The sequence below is a fragment of the Ruminiclostridium papyrosolvens DSM 2782 genome, assembly GCF_029318685.1.
GTDB classification, from domain to species: Bacteria; Bacillota; Clostridia; order Acetivibrionales; family DSM-1351; genus Ruminiclostridium; species Ruminiclostridium papyrosolvens.
Window position 1 is genome coordinate 1,427,710 of record NZ_CP119677.1, and the last position, 26,989, is coordinate 1,454,698.

Consider the following 26,989-nt stretch of genomic DNA (forward strand, 5'->3'; position numbering starts at 1 on the left):
TTATGTTAAAAGGAATTCCTTCTATTTTAACCCCTGAACTACTCAAGACACTTATGGAGATGGGGCATAGTGATGAAATAGTAATAGCAGATGGAAATTTCCCGTCAGGTACCTTTGGGAAAAAGGTGATTAGGCTGGATGGACATGGAGTACCAGAGGTGTTGGATGCAATACTAAAGTTCTTCCCCCTTGATCCTTATGTTGAAAAGCCTGTGGCATTAATGGAAGTAGTACCCGGAGATGCTGTAGAAACACCAATATGGGAAGTTTATAAAGAAATAATTAACAAACACGAACCCATAAACAATAAAATAGGTAATATTGAAAGATTTGCTTTCTATGAAAGGGCAAAAAGTGCGTATGCAGTAATTGCAACAAGTGAAGCAGCACTCTATGCAAATATTATTTTAAAAAAAGGTGTAGTAATAGAGAAGTAATAATACAAATAGTACCACATTATGTCTATACAGAGATAATGTGGTACTAAGACTATCAATGATGGCAGTTGAACCTAATGGATGGAAACTGGAGGTTAATGTGGAGTTATTAGCGCACATTAAAAAAGTATATTTTAATAAAGACAACCTTAGTGATGCCGATATGCAAATATCCAGAAAAATATCTGTTTTTGAAGGGTGTACTGCCAGAAGCATACTTACTTTGACAAGCGGTGCGTTTTTGGTGGGTTTTGCAAAATTTCTTGGTGCAAGTAATCAGATTTCAGGAATTATTTCTGCAATACCGGTATTAGCAGGGATAGTAATGGCATTCTCACCGATAGTTTTTGAAAAAATGGAAAACAGAAAGTTTATTACATGTTTGTTTTGCTTTATCGGCAGACTTTTACTGGGCATGATGATTATAATACCGTTTATAAAAGTATCCCGTGTATTTCAGCTCTCTATATTGATTTCAGTATTTTTTATTGCTAATTTACTCTTAGCTTTTACGTCACCTGCTTCGCAAACCTGGATTCTGGACATAACCCCTGAGAAAATAAGAGGGGTCTATTTTGGACGAAGGGAATCAATTGTATTGGGTACAGTCACAATTATTACTCTTGTAATGGGACAAGTACTTGATAGGTATGAAAAACGTGGAGATATGTTAATCGGATTTGCTATACTATACATATTTGTAATCTTTTCTGCAATAGCTAATTTTATTATGTTTTCAAATATTAAAGAACCTTGCAATAAGTTAGCAAAAAATAAAGTATCATTTAAAAACATATTTAAAATACCTTTAAAAAATAATGTTTATATGATAGTCGTTTTACTGATGGCATTATGGAATATAGGTTTTCAGCTTGCAGCTCCATTTACCTCTGTTTATATGGTTTCACATTTGAAGCTGGGGTATAGCTTGATAACAATAATGACTGTGCTTGCGTCATTTACAAGTGTACTCTCGGTAAGATTGTGGGGAAGACTGGCAGATAAAAAATCTTGGTTATACTTAATAAAATTGATGGTTGTTATTCAGATTCTATGCTTTTTTATATGGTTTTTTATCAATAGAAATACACTGTTTTTGTTACCAATAGCTCATATATTAAGCGGGGCAGCCATAGCCGGAATAAATATTTCCATAAACAATATTCAATATAGTTTTTCACCGAAAGAAAGTAAGACTATATACATGGGCTTTTCTTCCGCAGTTAACGGAATATTTGGGTTTTGCGGCACTTTGGCAGGAGCATATTTTGTTAAGGATGCAGATTCTTTATATTTTAAAGTTGCTGGTTTTACTATTGAAAATATGCAAATGATATTTCTCACAGCCGGAGTAGTACTAACGGGATGTTTAATTGTAATTCGAATACTAAAGAAGTATGAAGACTATGCAACTATTCAAGCATAAGTTTTTGTTTACGGTGTAACATACAAAATAAATAAAATTATGTTACCTTTTTATGTTGACAGTGATATACTTATATAAAAATATCAAAATAAATTGACAGGGTTTAAAAAAATGAGAAAAAAATACTTTAATCATTTAATAACATTGCTCAAGGATATTTCAATAAAAAATAAGATTTTTATTTTTTACATAATAATATTAGGAATTTCCCTAAGTATTTTTACTTTGCTTACTATCAGTATATCCAATAAGGCAATAACCGAAAAAGCCAAGAAAAATGCTGAACGTGAGCTGACGCTTATTGATAAGAATCTCATGAACCTCACCAGAAATTTCGAGGACTATGTAAGAATATTATCTACAGAAAACAGATTGCAAAATCAGCTTGAATTTGTAAGAAGTAATAGCTTGAATTCAATTGAAAATATAGATGTTGAAAAAACATTAAAAGAAGTAATCAGTAATATCGTAGAACCTAATACCAAGATGGTTGCTGCAAGTATCATGTCTTCAAAAAACATACTCTTTGACATAGGTTATGCAGATAAGTCAAGCGTATATTCCCAATTCAATAACCCTATGATTAACAAGGTGATTGAAACAAAAAGACCTGTTTGGACAAATCTGTTTAAATTAAAGTATCGTTATGGTTCTGATGAAAATGTTTTTGCGATTGCAAAATCTATTATCGGAAGAAATACAGGAAGCAGGCTGGGAATAGCAATACTTTATATTAAGGAAACTGATATTGCTTCAATATATTTAGATAATATATTAAATGAAAGTGATAAGTTTTTTATACTGGACAGTAAAAATAACATTATATCAACTCAGGATAAATGTGATTTATATCAAAAATTTGATGAAAATAAATATTTGGGTAGATATAAACTCAATAAATTATCGAATAATGGTAGTCTTGTATCAAATATAGATGGTAGACAAGTATTGGTGACCTTACATAAATTTGATAAGCTTGACTGGAAGATTATCAGTACCACTCCCATGGATGAAATAACCAGCGAGAATAAAGGAATAACAAGACTCATTATTATTATCGGCGTTGCATGCTTGGTGTTTGCTTTTGTAGCATCATATCTGTTGTCTTACACAATATCCAAGCCTATTTTAAAGTTGGTTAAAATTATGAAGGAAATAAAACAGGGAAATTTAGGACTGAGAGCTGATTTTAATGCTAATGATGAGATTGGAATGCTGGGAGACGGTTTTAACAGTCTAATGGATAGAATTAATAAACTATTGGAGCAAATTTACACTGAACAAAGGTTAAAGCGTGAAAGTGAATTCAGGCTTCTGCAATCGCAGATTAAGCCACATTTTCTTTATAATACCATTGAAACAATTATCTCATTTATAAAACTTGATTTAAAGGAAAATGCCATAATGTCAGCAAAGTATCTTGCCGGATTTTATAGAATTTCACTAAGTAAAGGCAATGACATTATAACAATAAATGATGAAATGCTTCTTATAAATAACTATTTATCCATACAAAAGTTAAGGTACGTAGAATATATGGATTATCAATTGCAATTTGATGAGGAAATATTAAGATATCAAATACCAAAGTTAACTTTACAGCCCCTTGTAGAGAATTCCATTTACCATGGCTTGAAGCAGAAAGAGGACAAAGGCACACTGGTGATTAAAGGGTATAAGTATAAGGATTGTATTAATATTGATGTTTATGATGATGGAATAGGAATGACTCAGGACAAAATTGAGAGTATACTTCGTGGTTCGTCAGAAAATAATAAGTCACCAGATTTTGGAGTTAGTAGCGTGGATTCAAGATTAAAGTTATTATATGGAAAGGAATACGGATTAAAGATAGAAAGCTTAGTTGGACAATACACCAAAGTCACTGTCAGACTGCCGGCTACAGAATTGTAAAGGAGTTAATGAATATGCTCAAGGTTATGATTGTAGATGATGAGTTTTATTTTAGAGAGGCACTAAAAATATCACTGTTATGGGGCAAACTAGGATTTGAAATATGCGGTGAAGCGAAAAACGGAAAAGAAGCTCTGCAGAAAATAGAGGAGTTGAATCCCGATATAACCATTGTAGACATAAATATGCCAATAATGGATGGTTTGGAGTTTGCCCAAAAAGTAAAGGAAAAAGAGATTAAGACTAAAATTCTAATTTTAACCGGACATAGCGAATTTAGTTATGCTAAACAAGCAGTTTCATTAGGAGTATGCAACTATATACTGAAACCGGTAAATGAAGATGAACTGACAAATTGTTTATGTGAAATGAAAGCAGATATAGAAAAGGAAGCAAATATTAAAGTTGAGGTAGAAAAGTTAAAGGAACAGGTTAAAGAAAACATTCCATTACTTAAAGAAAAATTTTTAAATGACTTAGTACAAGGAAACTCAGTAATAAAGTCAGAGGAAGTTTTCAAAAAGATAAAATATCTCAAAATGAATATGCTTTCCGAATATTATCAAGTAGCGGTAATTGAAATTGACTATGATGAAAAACGGGAATGGACTGATGACGAAAAGCAGCTTTGGATATTTGCCATAAAAAATATTACAGAAGAAATACTACAGGAGCATTTTGAATTAGAAATGTGCTACGATAGTAATGATCGACTATGTGTTATATTGTGTTTAAACGGAGATGAAGACGACTCTTTAATAGAACATAAGTTTGAGAAAATCAGGATAGTAGTTGACAGATATTTTAATTTCTCCATTTCAATAGGTATTGGTAATAGAAAACGTGATATATTTGATGTTGCCAGTTCATATAAAGAAGCTATTATCGCTTTAAAAAATAAGCTTACCGTTGGCAGAAATAAAGTAATACTATATAGTTTAGTCGATGATTTGGAGCTAAAGCTGAATTTATTCACTGCTGAACACAGAAGCCAGTTGTTATTAAGTATGCGGACTGGAAATAGTGAAGAAATCAAAATCATGCTGACGAATATATTCAAAGATGTTCGGGGTAAGAATATTCACTATGAAATACTGCTTGTAGTTTGTGTTGAAATTGTGTCTGTATGTATGGAAATAATTGCTGAAATGGGCATTAGTTTTAAAGATATTTATCCTAAAAACGAGTTAAATGTACTTGAAGAAATTCAGTTAAAACAGTCTATAGATGAAATGGAAGCTTGGATAAATGGGATATTCACAGATGCTGTTGAATATATCAAAAGGAACAAGAATACCAAAGCATCACAGCTGATTGAAAAAGTCAAAAAATATATTTTGGATAACTATCATGATGACGAGCTTGATATTAATAAAATGGCAAAAAGTCTTTTTGTAAATTACGGGCATCTTTGTTTTATATTCAAAAGAGAAACAGGTATTACAATAAATGAGTATCTTACCAAATTCAGAATTAAGAAAGCTAAAGAACTTATTGACAGCGGAAATCAACTGGTTGTAGGTGTGGCAAAAAAGGTTGGTTATGCTGATGCTAACTACTTTGGAAAGTGTTTTAAGAAATATTACGGGCTTGCTCCCAGTAAATACATAGAAAATGTGAGTCATAAGAAAGATTAAAAAGAATAGTTAAAAGTAAAAATAGCGATTAAAAATCAATCAAATTTTTAATCGCTATTTCTTATCCATCCAGGTTTAGTCTATTTGAACATTGGTAATTTAACAGTTAAATTTCCTTATTGCCATAAAATTTTCTCTTCAATGGAGGGATGAAAATATATATCATTTAAACATAATACACAATCTTTCGAAAGAGATATGTAAATCAATACAAAAAGTTTTTAGGAGGTAGTAATATGATTAAATTGAAAAAAGTTGCAGTATTTGCTCTTTCAGCGGCAATGGTTACTTCATTGGCAGCTTGCGGAGGCGGAAATACAGCATCAGACAGTTCAGTATCATCTTCAACAGCATCAACTTCAAAAGCATCTGTTCAATCAGGTGAAAAGGTTAAGCTGAAATTCCTCTCTTTAAGTGCTGATGATAACAGAAACAAAATCAGAGAAAATTACATAAAAACAAATATCGCAAAAGAAATGCCAAATGTAGAAGTTGAATACGATTTGGGCGGCGGTGGAGATGATTACGCCAATAAGTTAAAAGCTTATAACGCTTCAGGAGATATGCCGGATGTATGGTTCTCCGAGCAGAATCTTTCATCTGTAGTAATTTCAGCAGGAAATGCATTGGACTTAGCATCATATGTCAAAAATACCGGCTTCGATAAGAAATTTGCTATGAAAGAAGTTATAACACCGGATGCAGATGGTAAGTTATATTGTGTACAATCCGGTTCAGATCAGTACTTTACTCCAAGATTGTGGTACCACAAGGATATTTTTACAAAGAATAATCTTCAGGTACCAAAGACTTTTGATGAATTGGTTAAAGTTTGTGAGACTTTGAAGTCAAAAGGAATTACGCCTATTTCTATAGTTGGTAAGGGTGGATGGACTCCTAATCTTCACATGCTTCAGACTATGATAATGGCTGAAGATCCACAGGTTGCAGTTGATCTGGCAAATAATAAGACCGATTTCAGCAATCCTGTTGTTAAAAATGCATTGGGAAGAATTCAGAAACTTGTAAAAGCCGGTGCATTTGCTCAGGGTGTTACAAATATAGATTATGGTCCTGCAGTTGAAATGTATACTTCAAACAAAGCGGCTATGCTGGCTATGTTTACATGGGAACTTCCAAATCTTGAGAAAGCTAGTCCTGATACTGACTTTATGGTATGGCCTGCAGCAAAAGACGGAGTTGATGCAAATGCATCTATCCAATTCTGGGGTGCACCATTAAGCGGATATTTAGTAGCGGCTAAAACAAAGAATCCTGAAGTGGCTGCTCAGTTCGCAATGTTCTGTGCAACTCAGGACGCTCTGTTCTATAATACTGATAATAAGGCTCCAACAGCACTTGAGACTGGTGTTAAAATTGAAGGTATGTCAGAATTGGCAAAGAAGAACCTTGATCAATTCAATAATGCTAAGTTAAAGATACCTTCATTATGGTCGGCAATATACAGTACAAAGATGTCGGCAGAAATAACCACTCTTGACAGCAACCTTCTTACAGGTGATTATTCACCGGATGAATTTATTAAAGCTATCAATCCTATATGGGCTAAAAACTTTAGTAAATAAATCTGGTAGAAATGAATGGTTAAACAATACATATCCCTATATGAAATTCAACTTCATATAGGGATATTATTAAATAAGGTGATAATATGAATAAAAACTATAATAGTAAACTTGCAATTTTTATATTTGCTTTTCCAACTTTAATCTTATTTACAGCTTTTGTTGTATATCCTATTTTCCCTGAAATAATTATAAGTTTTCAAAATAATGACGGCTTTAGAAATATGGGATTTGTGGGTTTTGATAATTATGTAAGTATTCTTACTTCTGCTTCCTTCTGGAAAGCAAATATGAATACATTGATAATTGTAATAATCTCAACTTGCATAGGACTTCCTATTTCATTATTCCTTGCATTATTAGTAGACAGACAAACAGAAGGTGTAAGAAGATTTTTCAAATTCAGTAGTGTATTCCCGGCAGTACTTTCAGTTACCGTAATAGGTCAGATGTGGATTGCAATTTATAACCCTCAATGGGGATTAATTGATAGTGTATTAAGAGCAATTGGATTAAACAACCTTGCATTGGGATGGCTGTCCGACAAAAGGACAGTTGTAGTTTCAATTACTGTAGCCTTCCTTTGGCAGTACATTGGCTTAAACGCATTGCTTTTCTATACCGGTATTAAATCCATACCAAAGACTTACTATGAAGCAGCAACAATAGACGGAGCATCTTTCCTGAAAACGAGTATAAAAATAACAATACCTCTTTTACAGGATGTTACCAAATACTTATTAGTAGTATCAGTACTTGGATGTATGTCCCAGTTTGCACATGTTAGAATAATGACAGCAGGAGGGCCGGGTGATGCATCAAGAACAGTCATCTACGAATTGTACCATAGGGCATTTTCGGCTTCTGATTACGGACAGGGATGTGCAATTGCAGTTATCTTTATAATTGAATGTCTTGTGTTAACATGTTTAATTAACAAATTTGTTGCAAAAGAAAAAATTGAATTCTAATAGAGGGTGGTGAAGCAGTAATGAAACAAAAAGTTTTAAACATGACAAATAAGGTAGTACTGATATTTATAGGAATAACATTTCTTTTCCCATTATACTGGATGTTAAATTTATCATTCAAATCAAAAAGTGAGGTGTATGATAATGCCTTTGGCCTTCCAAAGAAATGGATTTTTAACAACTATGGAGATGCATTGGAAAAATTTAACTTTTCTAGATACTTGTCAAACAGTGTGATTTATTCTGTAAGTACAATTATTATTACAATTATTTTAGGCAGTATGTTTGCATACTGTGTAAGCAGAATGAACTGGAGATTTAAGAATACCGCTTTGACATATGTTTCACTTGGGCTGATCATACCGGTTCAGGTTGTAATCATACCGCTTCTTATAATGGTTAAAAATATGGGACTGAAGGGAACTCATCTGGGACTGATACTTCCATATTCGGCTTTTGCACTATCTTCATGTATTTTAATGCTTTATGCATTTTTCAGAACCTTACCAAGGGAGCTTGAAGAAGCGGCATGCATTGATGGATGCAATATATACCAAACATTTTTCAGAATAATACTCCCGACAATCAAACCTGCAATGGCTACTCAATTTACACTTATATTTATGAATACGTATAACGAGTTCTTTTTAGCGTTTATTTTAGGTGCTGATGATAAAATCAGATCTTTACCGGTAGGCTTACTTAACTTCTTTGTAAGTATAGGAGTATCTCACTGGGGACAGATTGGCGCAGCTATGGTAATAACCAGTATTCCTACTGTTCTAATTTATATTTTAGGAAATGAGCAATTAGAGAATGCCCTAACGGCAGGAGCAATTTTAAAATAGTTGAAGTAAAAGGAAAAGGGAAAAAAATTATGCATAAAGTTTTATCAGAATACCTCTTCTCAGATATGATAATAAGATACTTAACAAATGAAGAAGGAAATATAGGCTTTGAGATTTTGCCTGCCTCCCTGAAAGACAAAGCAGCTGCCTCAAAAAAGTATAATATTGATCCACTTGTACAGGTTTTTATAAGAGGTGATGATTTTTCAGGGGGGTTTGCAAATGGGCACACAATGAGAAATGGACAACAAACCTTTCTGCTTCGATATGAATCCCAGAAAGTTGAAAAAATAGAAAACACTCAGGTTATTACCACTATACTGAAAAGTGAACAGGGCTATGTTGCCAGGCATGTACTTACTTATCACAATGGGTTAAAAGCTTTTGAACTGAAAACTGTACTTGCTAATAAATCCGATAAAGCTATTTGTTTGGAGATGCTGTCCAGTTTCTCAGTTGGTGGGCTGACTCCTTTTATAGAAGGTGAAGCACCTGAAAGTATGAATATTCACAGAATACGCAGTTGTTGGAGTAATGAAGGAAGACTTATAACAGAGTCCGTTGAGGACCTGCAGCTTGAGCCGTCATGGTCAGGTCATGGTGTAAGAACAGAAAAATTTGGTCAGATCGGCTCTATGCCCGTCAGAAAATTTTTCCCATTTCTGGCGGTGGAAGATACAGTTACACATGTGGTTTGGGCTGCACAGCTGGCCTGTGCCTCATCGTGGCAGATGGAAATGTATAGAAGGGATGATGCGCTGTGTATATCCGGCGGACTTGCAGACTTTGATTTTGGGCACTGGATGAAGGTACTGGAACCGGGAACCGAATTTGAGACACCTTCTGCATTTATAACCGTCGGTATCGGAAATGTAGACGAAGTATCACAAAGACTGCTTACAATACACAAGTACAACGTTAACAAGATAAACAAGTTTGACAGGCTTCCGGTTTTATTCAATGAATTCTGTACTACTTGGGGAAATCCTTCACATGATAATATCAAAAAAATTGTAGATATTATCAAAGAAAAAGAGGTTGATTATTTTGTTATTGACTCAGGGTGGTTTGCTGATAAAGAAAATGGCTGGGATGGTACACACGGGGATTGGATAGTAAGTCCTGAGGTATTTCCACATGGTCTTCAGGAGACTGTTAGGATAATCCGGGAGGCGGGAATGATTCCGGGAATTTGGTTTGAGTTTGAAAACTGTGGATATCTGTCAAAAGCGTATAAAGACCATAAACACCTTCTAACGAGAAATGGAGATGTAATAACTTCAGGACTCAGGAAGTTTTGGGATATGACCGACCCGTGGGTTATTGATTACCTAAGTGATAAAGTCATATCAATGCTAAAGCAATATGGTTTCAAATATTTAAAGGTTGACTATAATGAAACAATCGGTATAGGTTGTGACGGGTATGAGTCCCTTGGAGAGGGGCTAAGACAAAAGATTCTTGCTTCACAGGAATTCTTCAGGAGAATTAGGGAGGAAATCCCTGACATTATTATAGAAAACTGCTCTTCGGGAGGGCATAGACTTGAGCCTTCAATGATGTCATTATGTGAAATGGCATCGTTTTCAGATGCACATGAGTGTGATGAAATACCGGTTGTGGCAGCTAATCTTCATAGAGTAATAAATCCATGCCAATCACAGATATGGGCGGTATTGCGGAAAAAAGACAGTAAAAAGAGAGTGGTATATTCTATTGCTAATACCTTTTTGGGAGTAATGTGCTTATCCGGTGATATATATGATTTGGATAAAGAGCAATGGAATACAGTTGAAGAGGGAATCAGTTTCTACAGAGCTGTTTCAGATATTATATTAAATGGAACAACTTACTTTTTCGGTTCAAAACTTAAAAGTTACAGAAATCCTAAAGGATGGATGGGCATCCTAAGAAAGTCTGAAGATGAAAAGGAAGTACTTGCTTTGATATATACGTTCCACGGAAATTTCCCTGATACTGTGGAAATTCCTATAGGTGATAATTATGAAATTTGCAATACATACTGTGCTTTCGAAAATAATGTTTTACTCATAAATGGAAGTCTTTGTATCAATATGAAGGAAGAATTTGAAGCAGTAGCTGTTCATTTAAAATTATCCAAGTGATAATAATGAATTGTGGTAAATGCATTAACTTTTACACAAAAAAATCAACGGTATTCAAACATATCAATGGTTTGTTGCCGAAATAGTTGCTCTAAATTAGTAATGGTTCATCTCAGCATTTTTGCCGTCACACACATTCACCATCCATGGTTCATAGTGTGCTAAACCCGACATCGTGTCGTGTTTCCAGCAAAAAAACTTCGATTTACCAACTAAATTTATGCTACTATTTCTAACCCAACTTTCCATTGATATGTTGAACACCTATATTTCAACTTGTAAAGATGAGTAAGTAACTCAACAATACAACAGCCTATTTACAGGAGTGATAAAAATGGATTCTACAAACAAATGTTCTTCAACGGTTGTTCATATTATGCCAATGACTGAAAATATCATAAGAGTTGTATATTCCAAAAATAAAGAAAAACCAAAGAACAGTATTCTTATTGCGGAAGATTTCATACCTATGGATAATTTGGCAACGGATAACTACTTATCTGAGGATAATTGCATTTTGTTTAAAAACAAACAAGGCGAGGTTATCTTAAAGGAAACAGGACACAGCTTAACTGAAAAAGAGGTTCTTGCATATTATGTAGACGGCGAGCCTGTCATCAAGTACAAGCATACAGCAAATGGTGATGTAGCTTATATCGAAAATGCAAGGCGTAAGTCTGCGGGTAAATCCTATGAGGGGAAGCTTGTTTTTTCCATAACAGAAAAAGAAGCTATCTATGGTTTGGGTCAGCATGAAAATGGAGTTTACAACTATAATGGCAAGAAGGAATACCTGTTCCAAGCAAATATGAAAATATCAATTCCATTTATACTATCATCCCAAAATTATGGAATACTGATTGATACGGAAAGTGCTGTAATTTTTGAAAGCAAGGAAGGAGAAGTAACATTCTCAATTGATACAACCGATAAGCTTTCTTACTATGTTATTATAGGAAAAAATTTCGAGGAAATCATTAAAGAGTTAAGAAACCTGACAGGAAGAGCACCAATGCTTCCAAGATGGGCTTATGGATATGTTCAATCAAAGGAGAGATATTATTCTTCTGAAGAGCTTATAGATACTGTGTTAAAGTTTAGAAATTCAGGTATCCCTATAGATTGTATTGTACAGGATTGGTTTTCCTGGGAAGAAGGTTTATGGGGAGAGAAGAGAGCAGATAAAAAGAGATATCCGGATATTAAAAGGCTGGTGGACAGACTTCATAAAGAACAGGTAAAACTTATGGTTTCCATTTGGCCCAATATGGCTGAGGGTGGAACCAACCTCCGTGAGTTTAAGGAAAAAGGACTTTTATTGCCAAATACTACTACCTATGATGCCTATAGCGAAGAAGCAAGAGCTGTTTACTGGAAGCAATGTGAAGAAGATTGGTTTTCCGCAGGAGTGGATGCATGGTGGTGTGATAATGCCGAACCTTTTTCCGATGCGGACTGGAATGGAGAGGAAAAAAGACCGGAAGAACTGCGTTACCAATTGATTGCAGACGAATCCAAAAAGTCCATGGATTGGACACGTCTTAATTCATATGGGCTTTTACATTCAAAAGGTATTTACGAAAACTGGAGAAAAACCAAAAATGGAAAACGTGTTACAAATCTTACGCGTTCATCCTATATATCAGGTCAAAGATATGGAACGGTTTCATGGTCAGGAGATATCAGCGCAAAATGGTCTGTTTTAAGAAAGCAGATTACTGAGGGGATTAAATTTTCAATGAGCGGCATGCCCTATTGGACATTGGATATCGGTGCGTTTTTTACAGTAAAGGACAAATGGGAAAACAGGGGATGTAATTGCAATGGAAATACCAATAAGCTGTGGTTCTGGGACGGGGATTATAATGACGGTGTAGAAGATTTGGGATATAAGGAGCTTTATGTAAGATGGTTTCAATATGGTGCTTTTTTACCTATGTTCCGCTCACATGGCACTGATACACCCAGGGAACCATGGAATTTCGGCAAACCGGGAGATATTTTTTATGAAACAATACTTAAATTTATAAAACTACGCTACCAGTTGCTTCCTTATATATATTCAATGGCAGGAGATGTAAATCAAAATAATTCAACAATCCTTCGCAGCTTAATGTTTGATTTTGCAGAAGACGAAAATGTTAAAGAGCTCAGCGACAGCTTTATGTTTGGTAAGGCATTCCTTGTTTGTCCGGTTACAGAGCCCATGTACTATGAAGTAAATAACGTGCCTGTATCAAAGGCTGAAAAAACAAAAAATGTTTATTTACCTAAAGGCGCTTGGTGGTATGACTTCTGGACAAATACTTTGCATGAAGGAGGACAGACTCTAGTGTGCAGAGCGACATTGGATGTGATGCCGTTGTTTGTTAAGGCAGGTTCAATTGTACCGATATCTGAACCCCTTATGTATGCAGACGAAAAAAAAGGGGAGATATCCGAAATTATTATTTACAGCGGAGAGGATGGAGAGTTTACCTTGTATAATGATGATGGGGACAACTACTCCTATGAAAAAGGAAACTATTCAACAATTGATTTACTGTACAGGGATAATGAAAAAACATTGACGTTTGGAATGGCTTGCGGTGAATTTAAATATCAGGAAAACTTTAAAATTAAATTCATTAAAAGCGGAGAAAATCCTAAAACAGTTGAGTTTATATATAAAGGAATAGAAGAAACAATTAAGTTTTAATTTACGATAATATCATTATTCATCAACTGCTTACCATAAAACGGTACACTAAGTCGACAAAATCGGTCAAATACCCGATTTTTAACCTTCTGTAGTATGGTCTATAGGCAGCAATGGCGAAACAATACCTGTGACAAGCGGAAAATATGATGCTAAAATAGGTAAGGTAGATGGGGACATATGCCGTAACATATGTGGAAAAGACATTTGAAGACACATATAAGACCAAATGGGCCGATTTCATGACTATGCTTATGAAGCCTTTTGTACTTAAGTCAAGTGAAACAGCTGCCTTTGACGATGTTAAACCGGAAGATTATTATTTACAAGATATATAATAAGTAACTACTGAGTTATTCATATCTGACAGAAGCTATCCCGGAATCGTAATTACGGTTCCGGGACAGCCCTTTTTATGGACTTTGCCTGCTGAGCTTTGCTAAATTAATAACTAAGAAGGGTGGAATACAATGATTAATCCTGCATATGAAATTGAAAGATTACTTCAATTTGGGATAAAGCACGGTATGATAGATAAACTTGATGCCATAATTGCACGAAATCAGCTTTTGCACTTACTGAAATTAAAAGAGCCGTATAGTGGTAATGTAGTTGAGGAGGAATTAAAGTATCCTACAGAGATTTTGGGTTCACTTGTGGAATATGCGGGGAATGAAGGCTTGTTTGATAAAGAAATATATGCTTATCATGAACTGTTTGACACCCAAATAATGGGTTTAATAGTGCCACGGGAAGCTGAAATCGTCAGAAAGTTTTATGAGCTGGTTGAAACAAAATCAATGAAGGCTGCCACAGACTACTTTTATGAGCTTTGTACAGCATCAAATTATATAAGGACCGCCCAGATTGCCAAAAATATAAAGTGGACAACTGACACTAAATACGGAAGCATTGAACTGACAATAAACCTAACAAAGCCTGAAAAAGATCCAAAAGTAATTGCTATGGAGAAACTGCAACAAGAGAGCAATTACCCTAAGTGTATGCTTTGTATCGAAAATATAGGGTACTCCGGCAGAATAAATTTTCCTGCAAGGCAGACACATAGAATAATTCCGGTAACGTTATGCGGAGAACAATGGTATTTCCAGTATTCTCCATATGTCTATTATAACGAGCACTGCATTATACTAAGCGAAAAACATGTACCAATGGTAGTCTCCAAAAACACCTTTAGCTGGCTTCTGGATTTTGTAAGGCAATTCCCACATTATATATGCGGATCAAACGCGGATTTACCTATAGTCGGAGGCTCAATACTCAGCCACAATCACTTTCAGGGCGGAAACTATATATTTCCAATGCTCAAAGCAGCTATTATTGCCAATTACCAATGCAGTAAATATAAGAAAGTTAAAATTGCTATAGTCAAGTGGCCCCTATCAGTTATTCGTGCCACCAGCGAGGATATTTCAGAGTTAACCGAATTATCAGATTATGTTTTAAACATGTGGAGAGATTACAGCGATGAAGCTGCTGAAATTCTTGCATATTCTCATACTGAGAAAGGTAAGCTCCCTCACAATACCATAACTCCAATTTGCAGAAGGAATGAAGATGGAAAATATGAGATGGATTTAGTACTAAGAAATAACAGGACAACTGAAGAATATCCGGATGGAATATTTCATCCCCATAAAGAAATTCATAATATAAAGAAAGAAAATATTGGCTTAATTGAGGTTATGGGGTTGGCTATACTGCCCGGAAGACTAAAAACAGAGCTTGAACAGATAAAACAAATACTTTGCGGTAAATCGTATAATGCAGATAGTTTTAATAACAAGCATGTACTGTATAAGCACAAATTCTGGATAGAGGAACTTGTTTCAAAATATGGGAATGCATTAACCGAGGAGCATGCTGATGAAGCCATAAGGTTCGAAGTGGGAAGAAAGTTTGAAACTTGTCTGGAGCATACAGGGGTATTTAAGCAAACAGATGAAGGGTTGAAGGCATTTGATAAATTTATGAAATCAATAGGCTGTAAAAATATAAATTGAAGGAGCGTTATAATGCAGAAAAACTATGATGATTTAAAGAATAAGTTTTGTCAGATATACGGGGGTAGTGAAGAGAATCTCAGAATATTTTCAGGACCCGGAAGAGTAAATCTCATAGGAGAGCACATAGACTATTGCGGCGGATTTGTTTTCCCGGCAGCTTTAAGCCTTGATTCTACCGTAGTTGCAAGAGTAAATGATGATAATACGCTAAGACTTGCAGCAACAGATTTACCGGGCAGGGTAGAGGTTAAACTTAACGAACTGGAAAGTGCAAAGAGTCTGAAATGGGGGAATTATCAGGCCGGAGTAGCATATATGCTTCAAAATGCAGGCTACAAGCTGGTTGGAGTAGATATGCTTTTTCATGACACTGTTCCGTTAGGATCAGGACTTTCATCTTCTGCTGCAATAGAGTTGGCTACTGCTGTTACACTGGTTACCTTGGCAAATGAAGCACATGGAATAACAAAACCAATAGATATGGTAGAAATGGCTGTATTGGGACAAAAGACTGAAAATGAATTCTGTGGGGTAAGCTGTGGAATAATGGATCAGTTCGCATCTGCAATGGGAAAAAAGGATCATGCTATTTTGCTGGATTGCGGAACTTTAAAGTATCAATATTTACCGCTAAAGCTTGATGGTTACAAAATAGTTCTTGGAAATACAAAGAAAAAACGTGCACTTGGGGAGTCAAAATACAACGAGAGAGTCAGAGAATGCGCAGAAGGCTTAAAAATACTACAAAAGTATATGCCAAACAAAAAGAATCTATGTGACATTACTATTTCTGAATTTGAGCAATACAAGTCAAAGCTTGAGAATGAAGTAATCAGAAAAAGAGTTACTCATGTTATATGCGAAAATGACAGAGTGCTCAGAGCTGCAGAGGCGCTAAAGAAAAATGACTTGGCAGAGCTGGGAAGACTTTTGGTAGAGGCAAATGCTTCAATCAGGGATTTATATGAAGTTACAGGAAAAGAGCTCGATACAATGACTGCCGAAGCTATGAAAGTGGAAGGAGTTATAGGTGCAAGAATGACAGGTGCCGGGTTTGGAGGATGTACAGTAAACATAGTTCCTGAGCAAAAAGTTGATTTGTTTATTAAGCAGGTAGGAAAGCATTACAAAGAGCAAACAGGTATAACTCCGGAGTTCTATGTCAGTGAAATCAGTGATGGCGCAAGGGAAATAGAAATTTAGTATATTTGGAGGTACAAAGATGGCAGTTTTAGTGACAGGTGGAGCAGGTTATATAGGAAGTCACACAGTTGCAGAACTTCTGGATGCCAAAGAGGAGGTCGTTGTTCTTGACAATTTAGAAAAAGGGCATAGAGAAGCTGTATTAGGTGGTAAATTTATTCAGGCCGACCTGAGAAATATTGATGAAATAAGAAAAGTATTTAGAGAAAATGACATTGAAGCGGTAATACATTTTGCCGCATATATTGAAGTTGGAGAAAGTGTCACAAATCCATTAAAGTATTACAATAACAATGTAATAGCCTCGTTGAACCTATTAACCGCAATGCAGGAAGCCGGAGTAAACAAGATAGTATTTTCGTCAACAGCGGCTACTTATGGCATACCGGAAGAAATTCCAATAAAAGAGAGAGATAAAACAGCTCCCATCAATCCATACGGAGAAACAAAGTTAACTGTTGAAAAAATATTAAAATGGGCAGATGACGCTTATGGAATAAAATATGCGGTTCTCAGATATTTCAATGCCTGTGGTGCACATATTAGTGGGAAAATTGGAGAGGCTCATTCTCCTGAATCACACCTGATTCCTATAATATTGCAGGTTGCACAGGGTAAGAGAGAGGAAATTAAGCTATTCGGTAATGATTACAACACAAAAGACGGAACTTGTGTAAGAGACTATATTCATGTTTCAGACCTTGCACAGGCACATGTCCTTGCACTAAAAAATCTGAGGAAAGGTGCAGAAAGTAACACCTTCAATCTTGGAAACGGAACCGGCTTTTCAAATAGAGAAGTGGTAGAAGTAGCCCGGGCAGTAACAGGGAAAAATATAAAGGCTGCCGATGCACCAAGAAGACCCGGAGACCCTGACATACTGGTTGCTTCAGCAGAGAAAGCAATGAATATCTTAGGGTGGAAACCAAAATACAATGATTTGAATAAAATTGTTGAAACAGCATGGAATTGGCATTCTACACATCCCAACGGTTACAAGGGGTAACAATTAATTACAGGGCTAAAGCATTTATCTTATATATAGATAAGTGCTTTTTTCTTGTAGAAAATGCAATATTGACAAACATAATTATGTAATTTACAATTAGTTAGAAACCTAACAATTAAATATTAGAGGAAGGATTGATATGAAAAATGATGTCCATATAGGAAAACTAATTAGTATTTTTTATAAGAGAATTCATAGGAGAATAGGCTTGGAAGTCAGGCAATATGGATTAACAAGTATTCAAGGTAGAATTCTTGGTTTTGTTTATAGTAAATCTGCTATTAGGGATATATTTCAAAAGGATATAGAAGAGGAGTTTGATATAAGACGTTCTTCTGTAACCAGCGTTCTTCAATTGATGGAGAAGAAAGGATACATTAAGAGAATAAGTGTTTCCGAGGATGCAAGGCTTAAAAAGATAATACTTACAAAAAATGGTATAGACATCCAAAATAAAATATATGACCGTATAATTGAATTTGAGAAGTCCTTAGAAGACGGATTGAATAATGAAGAAAAAGAAATATTGGTCAGCCTTATAAATAGGTTATCTGATAAAATAGCGGATTAATGTCATTTGAAAAAAGGGATGAGATACATGATTAAAAAACTATTAAGCTATGTAAAGGAATTTAAAAGAGATTCTATAGTCACACCTGTATACATAGCATTGGAAGTGGCAATGGAAATAGCTATTCCCCTATTAATGGGATGGATTATTGATAATGGGGTAGAAAAAGGAAATATGAAATATGTACTTACTATCGGAGCAATAATGGTCGTAGTATCTATATTCTCTTTGTCCTTTGGTGTTTTGGCGGGTAAATATGCTGCAAGAGCCTCAGCGGGTTTTGCTAGAAACCTGAGAAAGGGAATGTATGATAAAATACAAAGTTACTCTTTTTCAAATATAGATAAATTTTCTACAGCGGGGTTGGTAACCAGATTGACTACAGATGTCACAAATGTGCAAAATGCCTATCAAATGGCATTAAGAATGTTTGCAAGGCCTCCGCTAATGATGATTTCAGCTCTGGTAATGAGCTTTTACCTTAATGCAAAGCTTGCTTTAATATTTGTAGGAGCCATAATTTTTCTGGGATTGGCATTGCTTTTTGTTATGACAAGTGCACATCCTCATTTTAAAAATGTTTTTAAAAAGTATGATGATTTAAATGCCAGCGTACAGGAAAACCTAACAGGAATACGTGCTGTAAAGGCATACGTAAGAGAAGGGTACGAAACAAGTAAATTTTACAAGGCTTCTAAAAGTATATACGATAACTTTATGAAAGCTGAGAAGATAATTATATTTATGTCTCCTTTAATGCAGTTCACAATGAACACAAGTATATTGCTTTTGTCATGGGTTGGTGCAAAGTTGATTGTGGCAAAATCAATGTCTACGGGAGAACTCATGAGCTTCTTTACGTATACGACTAACATTTTGATGAGTCTTATGATGTTATCTATGGTGCTTCTGATGACGGTTATAGCAAAGTCTTCTGCGGATAGAATTGTAGAAGTCATTGATGAAGAGAGCGATTTATCCAATTGCAATAAACCAATCTATGAAGTAAGGGATGGTTCTATAAGCTTTAGTGATGTTAACTTCAGTTATAGTAAAAAAGAGGACAACCCGGTACTTGAAGGTATCAATATAGAAATAAAGTCAGGAGAGACCGTAGGAATTATAGGGGGAACAGGAAGCGGTAAATCAACACTTGTTCAGCTTATTCCAAGATTATATGATGTAATACAAGGCTCAATTAAAGTCGGTGGTATTGATGTAAGAGAGTATGATATAGAAACTCTTAGAAATGAAGTCTCAATGGTGCTGCAAAAAAACGTGTTATTTTCCGGCACAATAAAAGAAAATTTAAGATGGGGTAATAAACAAGCGACTGATGAAGAAATAATTGCTGCCTGCAAACAGGCTCACGCAGATGAATTTATTGATAGCTTCCCTGAAAAATATGATACATATATTGAACAGGGCGGAACAAATGTATCAGGAGGACAAAAGCAAAGACTGTGTATTGCAAGAGCTTTGCTGAAAAAGCCTAAAATTTTGATTTTAGATGATTCCACAAGTGCCGTGGATACTAAAACAGATGCACTTATAAGAAAGGCATTTAAAGAGAGTATTCCTGATACGACAAAACTAATAATTGCGCAGCGTATATCTTCGGTTCAGGAGGCAGACAAAATCATTGTGCTCAATGACGGTAAGATTGATGGAATTGGAACACATGATGAACTTTTAAGTTCAAATGCTATATATAACGAGGTTTATGAATCTCAGGTGAAGGGGGCTGATAGTGATGGCGAAAGGTAATCCAAAAGGAAGAGGAATTGAGAATCCTATTAAAGTTTTTAAAAGATTACTGGCTTATGTATTGAAGGAATATAAATTTTTATTTGTCATTGTTGTAATATGTATTTTTATCAGCTCACTTTCCAATGTTGCAGGTACATTGTTTCTGAAAAATCTTATTGATGATTATATAACCCCACTGTTAAATAAATCCGGGGCTGCTGACTTCGGGCCGTTGTTAAAAGCTATTTTAACCATTGCAGCGATTTATCTTATGGGAGTTTTGACTAATTATGTATTTAATCGAATTATGATTGTAATATCTCAAGGCTCTTTAAAAAAGATAAGAGACGATATGTTTGCTCATATGGAAACCTTGCCTATAAGTCATTTTGATTCTCATTCTCATGGAGAGTTAATGAGTTTATATACAAACGATACTGATTCATTAAGGCAGATGATAAGCCAGAGTATTCCACAGTTGTTGGCTTCAGTTATAACAATTGTAAGTGTATTTTTTTCAATGATTTTTTTAAGCATACCACTGACCATTGTACAAATGATAGCAATAGCTGTTATGTTTTACACAATCAAGGTAATCGGCGGGAAGAGCGGTATGTATTTCGGACTTCAGCAAAGAGACATTGGTAAACTTAATGGTTATGTTGAAGAAATGATGGAAGGTCAAAGGGTTGTAAAAGTATTTTGTCATGAAGAAGAATCAAAACTTAATTTTGATAAATTAAATGATGCCCTTTGTGATAGTGCTAATAATGCAAATAAATTTGCTAATATATTAATGCCTATACTTGGAAATGTAGGAAACATAACTTATGTACTGATTTCTATTGTCGGCGCAATACTGGCAATTTCGGGCTTTGGTAGTTTTACAGTGGGAGCATTGGCTTCTTTCCTTCAATTAACCAGAAGCTTTAGTCAGACTATAGGTCAGGCTTCTCAGCAGTTTAACTTTATTGTAATGGCATTAGCCGGGGCTGACCGCATTTTTAAGCTTCTTGATGAAAAGCCGGAAGTAGACCAAGGCTATGTGTCTTTGGTTAATGTAAAAGAAAATGAACAGGGAGAACTGACAGAATCACCGGAACGTACAGGAATATGGGCTTGGAAGCATCCTCATGGTGACGGCACTATTACCTATACAAAGCTATTAGGTGAAGTAATATTTGATGACGTGGATTTTGGTTATAGAGAAGATAAAATTATACTGCACAACATAAGTCTTTATGCAAAGCCGGGACAAAAGGTAGCTTTTGTAGGTGCTACCGGAGCAGGAAAAACAACTATTACTAATTTAATTAACAGATTCTACGATATTCAGGACGGAAAAATACGCTATGACGGTATTAATATTAACAAAATTAAAAAGAACGATTTAAGAAGTTCTCTGGGAATAGTGCTTCAGGATGCACATCTGTTTACGGGGACAGTTGCTGACAACATAAGGTATGGAAAATTAAATGCATCCGATGAAGAGGTTATTGCGGCGGCAAAGCTTGCAAATGCTCATATGTTTATTAAGCATTTACCGAACGGATACGAAACAATCATTACAGGTGACGGAGGCAACCTGTCTCAAGGACAGAGACAACTTCTGACTATTGCAAGAGCTGCTATTGCCGACCCGCCGGTTTTGATTCTTGACGAAGCGACTTCCAGTATTGATACAAGAACAGAGGCAATTGTTCAAGAGGGAATGGACAGGCTTATGAAAGGAAGAACAGTTTTTGTAATTGCACACAGACTTTCTACTGTTAAAAATTCCGATGTAATTATGGTATTAGAACAGGGTGAGATTATTGAAAGAGGAAGTCACAAGGATTTGATTAAGGAAAAAGGAAAGTACTATCAGTTGTACACCGGAGCATTTGAATTGTCATAAGTTAAGATTACAATATAAAAAACACAAATTTGTCAGCGTTATATATAACCCTGATGGATTTGTGTTTTTTGATTCAATAGATATTTTATCATTATATATTTAAAAATTCACAAGCTATTTACAGAAAAAAAGCAGCACTAGGACACCTAATGCTGCTTTTAGAGATATAAAATTATTATTATAACTTTTCCATTATGTCCGAATAGGGGATTTCTTTTTCATTTTTATCATAGAACGTAAAATCTGCTACTTCAGAGGTGCTGGTATTTTTGGGAACTTTTTTATGCAAAATGCAATATGGGCTTGTAATATCAAAGGTATAATTATTATCATTTAGCTTAACTTTAACATATGTAGCTTTTTTACTATACTGTTCTCCTATTGCAACCAGATACTTGCCGTTTTTTGTACTAATAACAGGCAGATATATCGTTTCAGTGCCAGATCTCACATTATTAATTTTAAATTTATCTATGAAAGCGCTCTTTGTTAATATGCAATATCCGAAGCTATTTCCTTTGGAGGATGAAATATCAAAAGAAACGATTTTAACATTTTCAATCTGAATTTTATTTTTTATATTTATTTTTGATTCCGGGGTCGTACCTCTGCTAATAAATGCTTCTATTTTATACTTAATAACCTTATCGTTGTTCTCTATAGTAAAAGTACATGAATTATAAATAAATAAGGTAACCAGTAGGATTAATGCAGCAACTGGAATAAGTATTAAAGTTATTTTTTTCTTACTCATAGTTTCATCCTCCAATTAAAATACGGCTTACGGCGTTATGGAAGCTTTCTGTTTTTTCCTACTATCACCTGATCATAGGTAGATGAAAAACTAAAGGCACCTGCTAAACTCATTGCACCTTTTAAATCAAATTCAATGGATGGTGAAAAACTTAATGAAAACTGTTGGTGATCATATGTAGCAATGTTAGATATGATAGTATTGTTAGTATTATTTTTATATATTTGTACACTCATATATCCTCTTACATTGGATGTATAATCATGGTATGAATACGGGCGAGGAGTCTCGCTGCCATAATGTACATCATCCTTTGGTGGTAAATTAAACTTTTTTGCTATACCATTGGTAGTAAATGTGCTTGGAGTATTATCATTATTTGTAATTGTTGACGTCCCGCTACTATACTTTGGGTGTGTGCTACTAGTATGGTTACATGTTATGTCATATTTTTGTACAAAAGTAAAGGTATTATATAGAACATCTGCTCCACTACACCCCAAACCTAGAACATCTTCCATATTACAGCCTGGATTTTTTAACCACTCATATCTACAAGACATAAAATAATTATTGCCACTGCTATGTAAAATAGATGTTTCTAATTTTATCCAACTGGTCTTATTCACTTCGGGGTCATCTTTACCTGATGTACTAGCCACTTTAGCATTAATTTCAGGTTCTATTTGGTGCATTAGCCATTCATTCTCAGAACTTTCAATAACTTTACTACCCTCATCTGATGAAATAATTTTAATATATTTCTCATCTGAAGAATATAATGTTGCATTTTTGTACTTTAAAATTTCTTCCTCGTTTAAGTCATTTATATACTGCTGTGTAAATCCCATATTTAACATGTTTGAAACTGCATCATCATATGGAGAGGTTTCTACTGCTGCAGAAACGCTTAAAGAAAAAAGACTAATAATTAATACTGTTAACACCATATTTTTAATTCTTCTAAATATCATGAATATAATACCTTTCTTTAGTTGTCTATTAGTTGTTATGTGATCACAAATAAAAATGTTAACAGATAATTACAAGGAAATCAACCCCATATATTATAAAATTATCCAATTAAGCACAGCTCCTTACAAGCAATTACCTTTGTTTAAGCAAAAATTAAAACACTCCTCTATAATCTAAAGGAATGTTTCAATTTTATTCTTAAACAAGGTAGTTTAGTAGATACTATCCTAGCCGATAGCGTCGGAACCTTCTTCTCCTGTTCTGATACGGTAACATTCTTCGATGGGAAGTACAAAAATTTTACCGTCTCCTATGTTACCGCTTCTTGCAGTTTCCATTATGGCATTTACTGTAGGCTTTACATAGTCATCATTGACGCAGATTTCAAATCTGATTTTGTTCAAAAGATTTACTTCCGTAACAGTACCACGGTAGCTCTCGGTGTACCCCATCTGCTGTCCACAGCCTTTTACATGGCTTACTGTCATTTTTGCAACCTTTGCATTAAAAAGTGCCTGCTTTACATCTTCAAAAGCTTCCGGCCTAACAATTGCAACTATCATCTTCATAAAAAACCCCTCCCTTATATATTTATATTATTAATTAAACAAGACACTATTACTATCAATATACATTTACATTTGTTTACTAAAAATTACTTATATTATACTGCATAAAGCAACCATAAATCTATAAGAATTTAGATGTAATTCAAAAGGATAATAACTTAAATAAAAGCAGAGCAGAAATCACAGATAGGATTACTGCTCTGCTTAATAGTTTTCTTAGATATCAATAGACTTGCAAAAAATTGTAAATACCTTTGGCTGCAATTAAAATTTGTCGGAATAGTCTTCGGTTTTATTTTAAGGCTTCAGTGCATTTTGGCAGTGGACTTCAATGCTTTCAGGAATAGCAAGCAGGCTGGAATATATAAAGGAGTTATTAGTTTCAAGACCCAGTTTATACCTTAGAGAAAGTGCTTCATTATTTCTCGTATTTCAATATGACTGAACGGAAGGTCATTTGTGTAATAAAGATCTCAGTACACTTTCTGCTTACCGTTTAGCGTTCTTTATGGGCAGTTTAACCTTGAAAGTACAACCGCCACCCGGTGTATCCTCCAATGTGATAATTCCTTGATGTAGCTGAACAATTTCTTTGGCAATGCACAAACCTAATCCAAAGTGCTCTTTGCTATTCCTCGACGGGTCAGCACGATAGAAACGTTCAAACACCTTCTCTTTCTCGCTATTGGAGATGCCCACTCCATGATCTGTTATAAACAACACAATTTGCTTCTGCTGTACCTCCGCACCCATTTCAACAGACAAATGGGGCATAGAATACGAAACTGCATTGTCAATCAATATACCAAGAACCATGCCAATGTGTTCTTTATCTCCAGTGAACTTGGGGTAATGTTCTTCTATGTTCAACTCTAAACGGATGTTTTTGTTTCGTGCAGATTCTTGGAATGCTTCCCATGCCTCAATCAAAAGAGAATCTACATCTGTTTCTTTCATGCTCATTTTCCAGCTTCCGGCGTCACTCGACGCTAATCTAAGCATGGATTGTATGAGCGCGGACATACGCCCGCATTCATCCAGCACAACCTTTTGTTTTTTCTGTGAAGCTGTATCAGCTTGATCAATACATAGAGTTTCTGCATTGGCTTGTATCACTGATAGTGGTGCTTTTAATTCATGTGAAGCAGCCGCAATAAATCTCTTCTGGCTTCTTATGGTTACCTCCACCGGTTCTATTGCTTTGCCGATCAGTATACGGCTCATAAACGATATGAGCAAGAGCATACCCAACCATACCAGAGGATACCAACTGCAATAACTTTTTATGATTTCCCATGTCGTGGATTGCGGAACAATCAAAATCAAGTTGTACTCGGTTCCCGATACTTGAAAAGCGTTGTTGACTCCACAATATTTTTCATTTTGTGTTCCACTTATTAAGTGCATGGTGCGAGTCGCTATCTCAGTATTAGCGTCCGCTTTAACGGTTGTTGAAAAAGGCGTATTCCCAGATTTCATTTGCTTGATCAAAATATCTGAAGATGTAACGAAACTTTCTATACTGGATTTTTCAGAAATTCCGTCAGATATATAAACAAACCCGTGGAATTTAGCTATGTAACTTAATAAATTAGGATCACTTATTCCCACTCCATTTTTGATTTGCTCAATGATGCTGTCGCACATGTTTCCAGCAAATATCATCTCGGATTCCTGCACGCTTGCCACTGTGTTGCCCACCATCAGCAGTTCCATTATAGTGAACGCCAACATAGTGAAAGACACAAACATTACTACCAATTTTTTACGGAGCTTTTTAATCACGGCGATTCCTCCAACCTATAGCCTGCGCCGTAGACAGTTTTGATTGTAGTTTTGCAACCTAATTCCCGCAAGCGCTTACGCAGGAAATGAATATAGTTGTCTACATTGCCATCCTCAACTTCTCCGCGTCCGCCCCACACCTTCCAGAGCAGCCCATCACGTGTCTGCGTTTTATCAGGTGATTCTAAAAAAGCGGCCATCACATCGGCTTCCTTTTGTGTCAGTATAATCGAATAACCATTAGAGGTAAGCCTTCTCTGCCCTGCGTCCAAGGTGAGATCATATGCCCTCAATACCTCTTCGACAATATCTGTGGGGCGGCGTGTCAAAGCTCTGACCCGCGCCAGCAGTTCTTTTATATGGAACGGCTTGACCAAATAATCGTCGGCCCCACAATCTAACCCATCGATTTTATCATCCAATTCACCGAGCCCGGTCATCATCAGAACAGGCGTATATATTTGCTTTCGCCGCATTGCTTTCAAAATCGTCAGGCCGTCTATAATAGGCAGCATCCTGTCCAGTAAAACAATATCATAACCATATTCGAGATTCAGGGCATAAAACAAAGCCGTTTCGCCATCAGCGCAACGGTTTGTAATATAGCCCTCTTTCTGCAACTGCTCCTCAATTACAGCAGATAGATTTTCGTCATCCTCAATTAATAATACTCTCATGTTTAGACCCTCTTTTTATGATACCGATTACATTATACCCTTTACATCATACCATACAACTATCTAAAAATCCTTTAAGAACAGGGTATATTTTTACGAAACTCTACAGGACTTTTAGAGAAATGTAGCT

Annotated in this window: 21 protein-coding genes; 16 read left to right on the forward strand and 5 right to left on the reverse strand. The window is 35.3% G+C overall.

Going from position 1 to position 26,989, the window contains the following annotated elements:
* The first annotated feature begins 2 nt into the window (after positions 1 to 2).
* The 16 genes from P0092_RS06380 to P0092_RS06455 all read left to right on the forward strand — a co-directional run bounded on the left by P0092_RS06380 (position 3) and on the right by P0092_RS06455 (position 22,099).
* Positions 3 to 437 (forward strand): RbsD/FucU family protein, encoded by a 435-nt coding sequence (locus P0092_RS06380; RefSeq protein WP_004617269.1) that lies wholly within the window; start codon positions 3 to 5, stop codon positions 435 to 437.
* A 58-nt stretch (positions 438 to 495) separates the two neighbouring features.
* Positions 496 to 1,863 carry an MFS transporter gene (locus P0092_RS06385; RefSeq protein ID WP_338054765.1) on the forward strand — a complete coding sequence of 456 codons (1,368 nt, stop codon included), beginning with the start codon at positions 496 to 498 and terminating at the stop codon, positions 1,861 to 1,863.
* A gap of 225 nt (positions 1,864 to 2,088) precedes the next feature.
* The gene (locus tag P0092_RS06390; RefSeq protein ID WP_276187107.1) at positions 2,089 to 3,777 is read left to right on the forward strand and encodes a sensor histidine kinase; all 1,689 of its coding nucleotides are present in this window, start codon (positions 2,089 to 2,091) and stop codon (positions 3,775 to 3,777) included.
* A 14-nt stretch (positions 3,778 to 3,791) separates the two neighbouring features.
* Positions 3,792 to 5,414 (forward strand): response regulator, encoded by a 1,623-nt coding sequence (locus P0092_RS06395; RefSeq protein ID WP_004617275.1) that lies wholly within the window; start codon positions 3,792 to 3,794, stop codon positions 5,412 to 5,414.
* Positions 5,415 to 5,650: 236 nt separating this feature from the next.
* A complete protein-coding gene (locus P0092_RS06400; protein ID WP_004617277.1) occupies positions 5,651 to 7,000 on the forward strand; it encodes an ABC transporter substrate-binding protein in 1,350 nt (449 codons plus the stop codon).
* Positions 7,001 to 7,086: 86 nt separating this feature from the next.
* On the forward strand, positions 7,087 to 7,971 hold the full coding sequence (locus tag P0092_RS06405; RefSeq protein ID WP_004617280.1) for a carbohydrate ABC transporter permease: 885 nt from the start codon (positions 7,087 to 7,089) through the stop codon (positions 7,969 to 7,971).
* A 20-nt stretch (positions 7,972 to 7,991) separates the two neighbouring features.
* Positions 7,992 to 8,819 (forward strand): carbohydrate ABC transporter permease, encoded by an 828-nt coding sequence (locus P0092_RS06410; RefSeq protein WP_004617281.1) that lies wholly within the window; start codon positions 7,992 to 7,994, stop codon positions 8,817 to 8,819.
* A gap of 29 nt (positions 8,820 to 8,848) precedes the next feature.
* Positions 8,849 to 10,945 (forward strand): glycoside hydrolase family 36 protein, encoded by a 2,097-nt coding sequence (locus P0092_RS06415; RefSeq protein ID WP_004617282.1) that lies wholly within the window; start codon positions 8,849 to 8,851, stop codon positions 10,943 to 10,945.
* Between the two features lie 334 nt (positions 10,946 to 11,279).
* Positions 11,280 to 13,643: a glycoside hydrolase family 31 protein gene (locus tag P0092_RS06420; RefSeq protein WP_004617283.1), complete on the forward strand. Its 2,364-nt coding sequence runs from the start codon at positions 11,280 to 11,282 to the stop codon at positions 13,641 to 13,643.
* Positions 13,644 to 13,813: 170 nt separating this feature from the next.
* Complete coding sequence (locus P0092_RS06425; RefSeq protein ID WP_004617284.1) at positions 13,814 to 13,981, forward strand: hypothetical protein; 168 nt, start codon at positions 13,814 to 13,816, stop codon at positions 13,979 to 13,981.
* A 132-nt stretch (positions 13,982 to 14,113) separates the two neighbouring features.
* On the forward strand, positions 14,114 to 15,667 hold the full coding sequence (locus P0092_RS06430; protein ID WP_004617285.1) for a UDP-glucose--hexose-1-phosphate uridylyltransferase: 1,554 nt from the start codon (positions 14,114 to 14,116) through the stop codon (positions 15,665 to 15,667).
* 12 nt (positions 15,668 to 15,679) lie between these two features.
* Positions 15,680 to 16,873: a galactokinase gene (locus tag P0092_RS06435; RefSeq protein ID WP_004617286.1), complete on the forward strand. Its 1,194-nt coding sequence runs from the start codon at positions 15,680 to 15,682 to the stop codon at positions 16,871 to 16,873.
* A 19-nt stretch (positions 16,874 to 16,892) separates the two neighbouring features.
* Positions 16,893 to 17,879 carry a UDP-glucose 4-epimerase GalE gene (gene galE, locus P0092_RS06440; RefSeq protein WP_004617287.1) on the forward strand — a complete coding sequence of 329 codons (987 nt, stop codon included), beginning with the start codon at positions 16,893 to 16,895 and terminating at the stop codon, positions 17,877 to 17,879.
* A 142-nt stretch (positions 17,880 to 18,021) separates the two neighbouring features.
* Positions 18,022 to 18,453: a MarR family winged helix-turn-helix transcriptional regulator gene (locus P0092_RS06445; RefSeq protein ID WP_004617289.1), complete on the forward strand. Its 432-nt coding sequence runs from the start codon at positions 18,022 to 18,024 to the stop codon at positions 18,451 to 18,453.
* Between the two features lie 27 nt (positions 18,454 to 18,480).
* A complete protein-coding gene (locus P0092_RS06450; RefSeq protein ID WP_004617291.1) occupies positions 18,481 to 20,220 on the forward strand; it encodes an ABC transporter ATP-binding protein in 1,740 nt (579 codons plus the stop codon).
* A complete protein-coding gene (locus P0092_RS06455; RefSeq protein ID WP_004617293.1) occupies positions 20,207 to 22,099 on the forward strand; it encodes an ABC transporter ATP-binding protein in 1,893 nt (630 codons plus the stop codon). Before P0092_RS06450 ends, P0092_RS06455 begins: the two co-directional genes overlap by 14 nt.
* Before the next feature lie 178 nt (positions 22,100 to 22,277).
* On the opposite strand, the gene P0092_RS06460 is transcribed toward P0092_RS06455, so the two are convergent.
* From P0092_RS06460 to P0092_RS06480, 5 genes are all read right to left on the reverse strand, one after another.
* Positions 22,278 to 22,853 carry a hypothetical protein gene (locus P0092_RS06460; RefSeq protein ID WP_004617295.1) on the reverse strand — a complete coding sequence of 192 codons (576 nt, stop codon included), beginning with the start codon at positions 22,851 to 22,853 and terminating at the stop codon, positions 22,278 to 22,280.
* 35 nt (positions 22,854 to 22,888) lie between these two features.
* Entirely contained in the window at positions 22,889 to 23,803 is a 915-nt protein-coding gene (locus P0092_RS06465) for a hypothetical protein (RefSeq protein WP_040758308.1), read from the reverse strand.
* Positions 23,804 to 24,055: 252 nt separating this feature from the next.
* Positions 24,056 to 24,397 (reverse strand): P-II family nitrogen regulator, encoded by a 342-nt coding sequence (locus P0092_RS06470; RefSeq protein ID WP_004617299.1) that lies wholly within the window; start codon positions 24,395 to 24,397, stop codon positions 24,056 to 24,058.
* Positions 24,398 to 24,886: 489 nt separating this feature from the next.
* The gene (locus P0092_RS06475) at positions 24,887 to 26,044 is read right to left on the reverse strand and encodes a sensor histidine kinase (RefSeq protein ID WP_158498408.1); all 1,158 of its coding nucleotides are present in this window, start codon (positions 26,042 to 26,044) and stop codon (positions 24,887 to 24,889) included.
* Positions 26,045 to 26,178: 134 nt separating this feature from the next.
* Positions 26,179 to 26,859, reverse strand: a complete 681-nt coding sequence (locus tag P0092_RS06480; RefSeq protein WP_004617303.1) for a response regulator transcription factor — start codon at positions 26,857 to 26,859, stop codon at positions 26,179 to 26,181.
* Between the last annotated feature and the right edge of the window lie 130 nt (positions 26,860 to 26,989).

What these genes read in the sequence shown, in the direction of transcription:
- P0092_RS06460 (WP_004617295.1), bottom strand. Translation starts at nt 22,853, where the DNA reads ATGAGTAAGAAAAAAATAACTTTAATACTTATTCCAGTTGCTGCATTA.
- P0092_RS06385 (WP_338054765.1), top strand. Translation starts at nt 496, where the DNA reads ATGATGGCAGTTGAACCTAATGGATGGAAACTGGAGGTTAATGTGGAG.
- P0092_RS06450 (WP_004617291.1), top strand. Translation starts at nt 18,481, where the DNA reads ATGATTAAAAAACTATTAAGCTATGTAAAGGAATTTAAAAGAGATTCT.
- P0092_RS06470 (WP_004617299.1), bottom strand. Translation starts at nt 24,397, where the DNA reads ATGAAGATGATAGTTGCAATTGTTAGGCCGGAAGCTTTTGAAGATGTA.
- P0092_RS06415 (WP_004617282.1), top strand. Translation starts at nt 8,849, where the DNA reads ATGCATAAAGTTTTATCAGAATACCTCTTCTCAGATATGATAATAAGA.
- P0092_RS06480 (WP_004617303.1), bottom strand. Translation starts at nt 26,859, where the DNA reads ATGAGAGTATTATTAATTGAGGATGACGAAAATCTATCTGCTGTAATT.
- P0092_RS06425 (WP_004617284.1), top strand. Translation starts at nt 13,814, where the DNA reads ATGGGGACATATGCCGTAACATATGTGGAAAAGACATTTGAAGACACA.
- P0092_RS06410 (WP_004617281.1), top strand. Translation starts at nt 7,992, where the DNA reads ATGAAACAAAAAGTTTTAAACATGACAAATAAGGTAGTACTGATATTT.
- P0092_RS06465 (WP_040758308.1), bottom strand. Translation starts at nt 23,803, where the DNA reads ATGGTGTTAACAGTATTAATTATTAGTCTTTTTTCTTTAAGCGTTTCT.
- P0092_RS06430 (WP_004617285.1), top strand. Translation starts at nt 14,114, where the DNA reads ATGATTAATCCTGCATATGAAATTGAAAGATTACTTCAATTTGGGATA.
- P0092_RS06400 (WP_004617277.1), top strand. Translation starts at nt 5,651, where the DNA reads ATGATTAAATTGAAAAAAGTTGCAGTATTTGCTCTTTCAGCGGCAATG.
- galE (WP_004617287.1), top strand. Translation starts at nt 16,893, where the DNA reads ATGGCAGTTTTAGTGACAGGTGGAGCAGGTTATATAGGAAGTCACACA.
- P0092_RS06475 (WP_158498408.1), bottom strand. Translation starts at nt 26,044, where the DNA reads ATGTGCGACAGCATCATTGAGCAAATCAAAAATGGAGTGGGAATAAGT.
- P0092_RS06435 (WP_004617286.1), top strand. Translation starts at nt 15,680, where the DNA reads ATGCAGAAAAACTATGATGATTTAAAGAATAAGTTTTGTCAGATATAC.
- P0092_RS06445 (WP_004617289.1), top strand. Translation starts at nt 18,022, where the DNA reads ATGAAAAATGATGTCCATATAGGAAAACTAATTAGTATTTTTTATAAG.
- P0092_RS06455 (WP_004617293.1), top strand. Translation starts at nt 20,207, where the DNA reads ATGGCGAAAGGTAATCCAAAAGGAAGAGGAATTGAGAATCCTATTAAA.
- P0092_RS06395 (WP_004617275.1), top strand. Translation starts at nt 3,792, where the DNA reads ATGCTCAAGGTTATGATTGTAGATGATGAGTTTTATTTTAGAGAGGCA.
- P0092_RS06380 (WP_004617269.1), top strand. Translation starts at nt 3, where the DNA reads ATGTTAAAAGGAATTCCTTCTATTTTAACCCCTGAACTACTCAAGACA.
- P0092_RS06420 (WP_004617283.1), top strand. Translation starts at nt 11,280, where the DNA reads ATGGATTCTACAAACAAATGTTCTTCAACGGTTGTTCATATTATGCCA.
- P0092_RS06405 (WP_004617280.1), top strand. Translation starts at nt 7,087, where the DNA reads ATGAATAAAAACTATAATAGTAAACTTGCAATTTTTATATTTGCTTTT.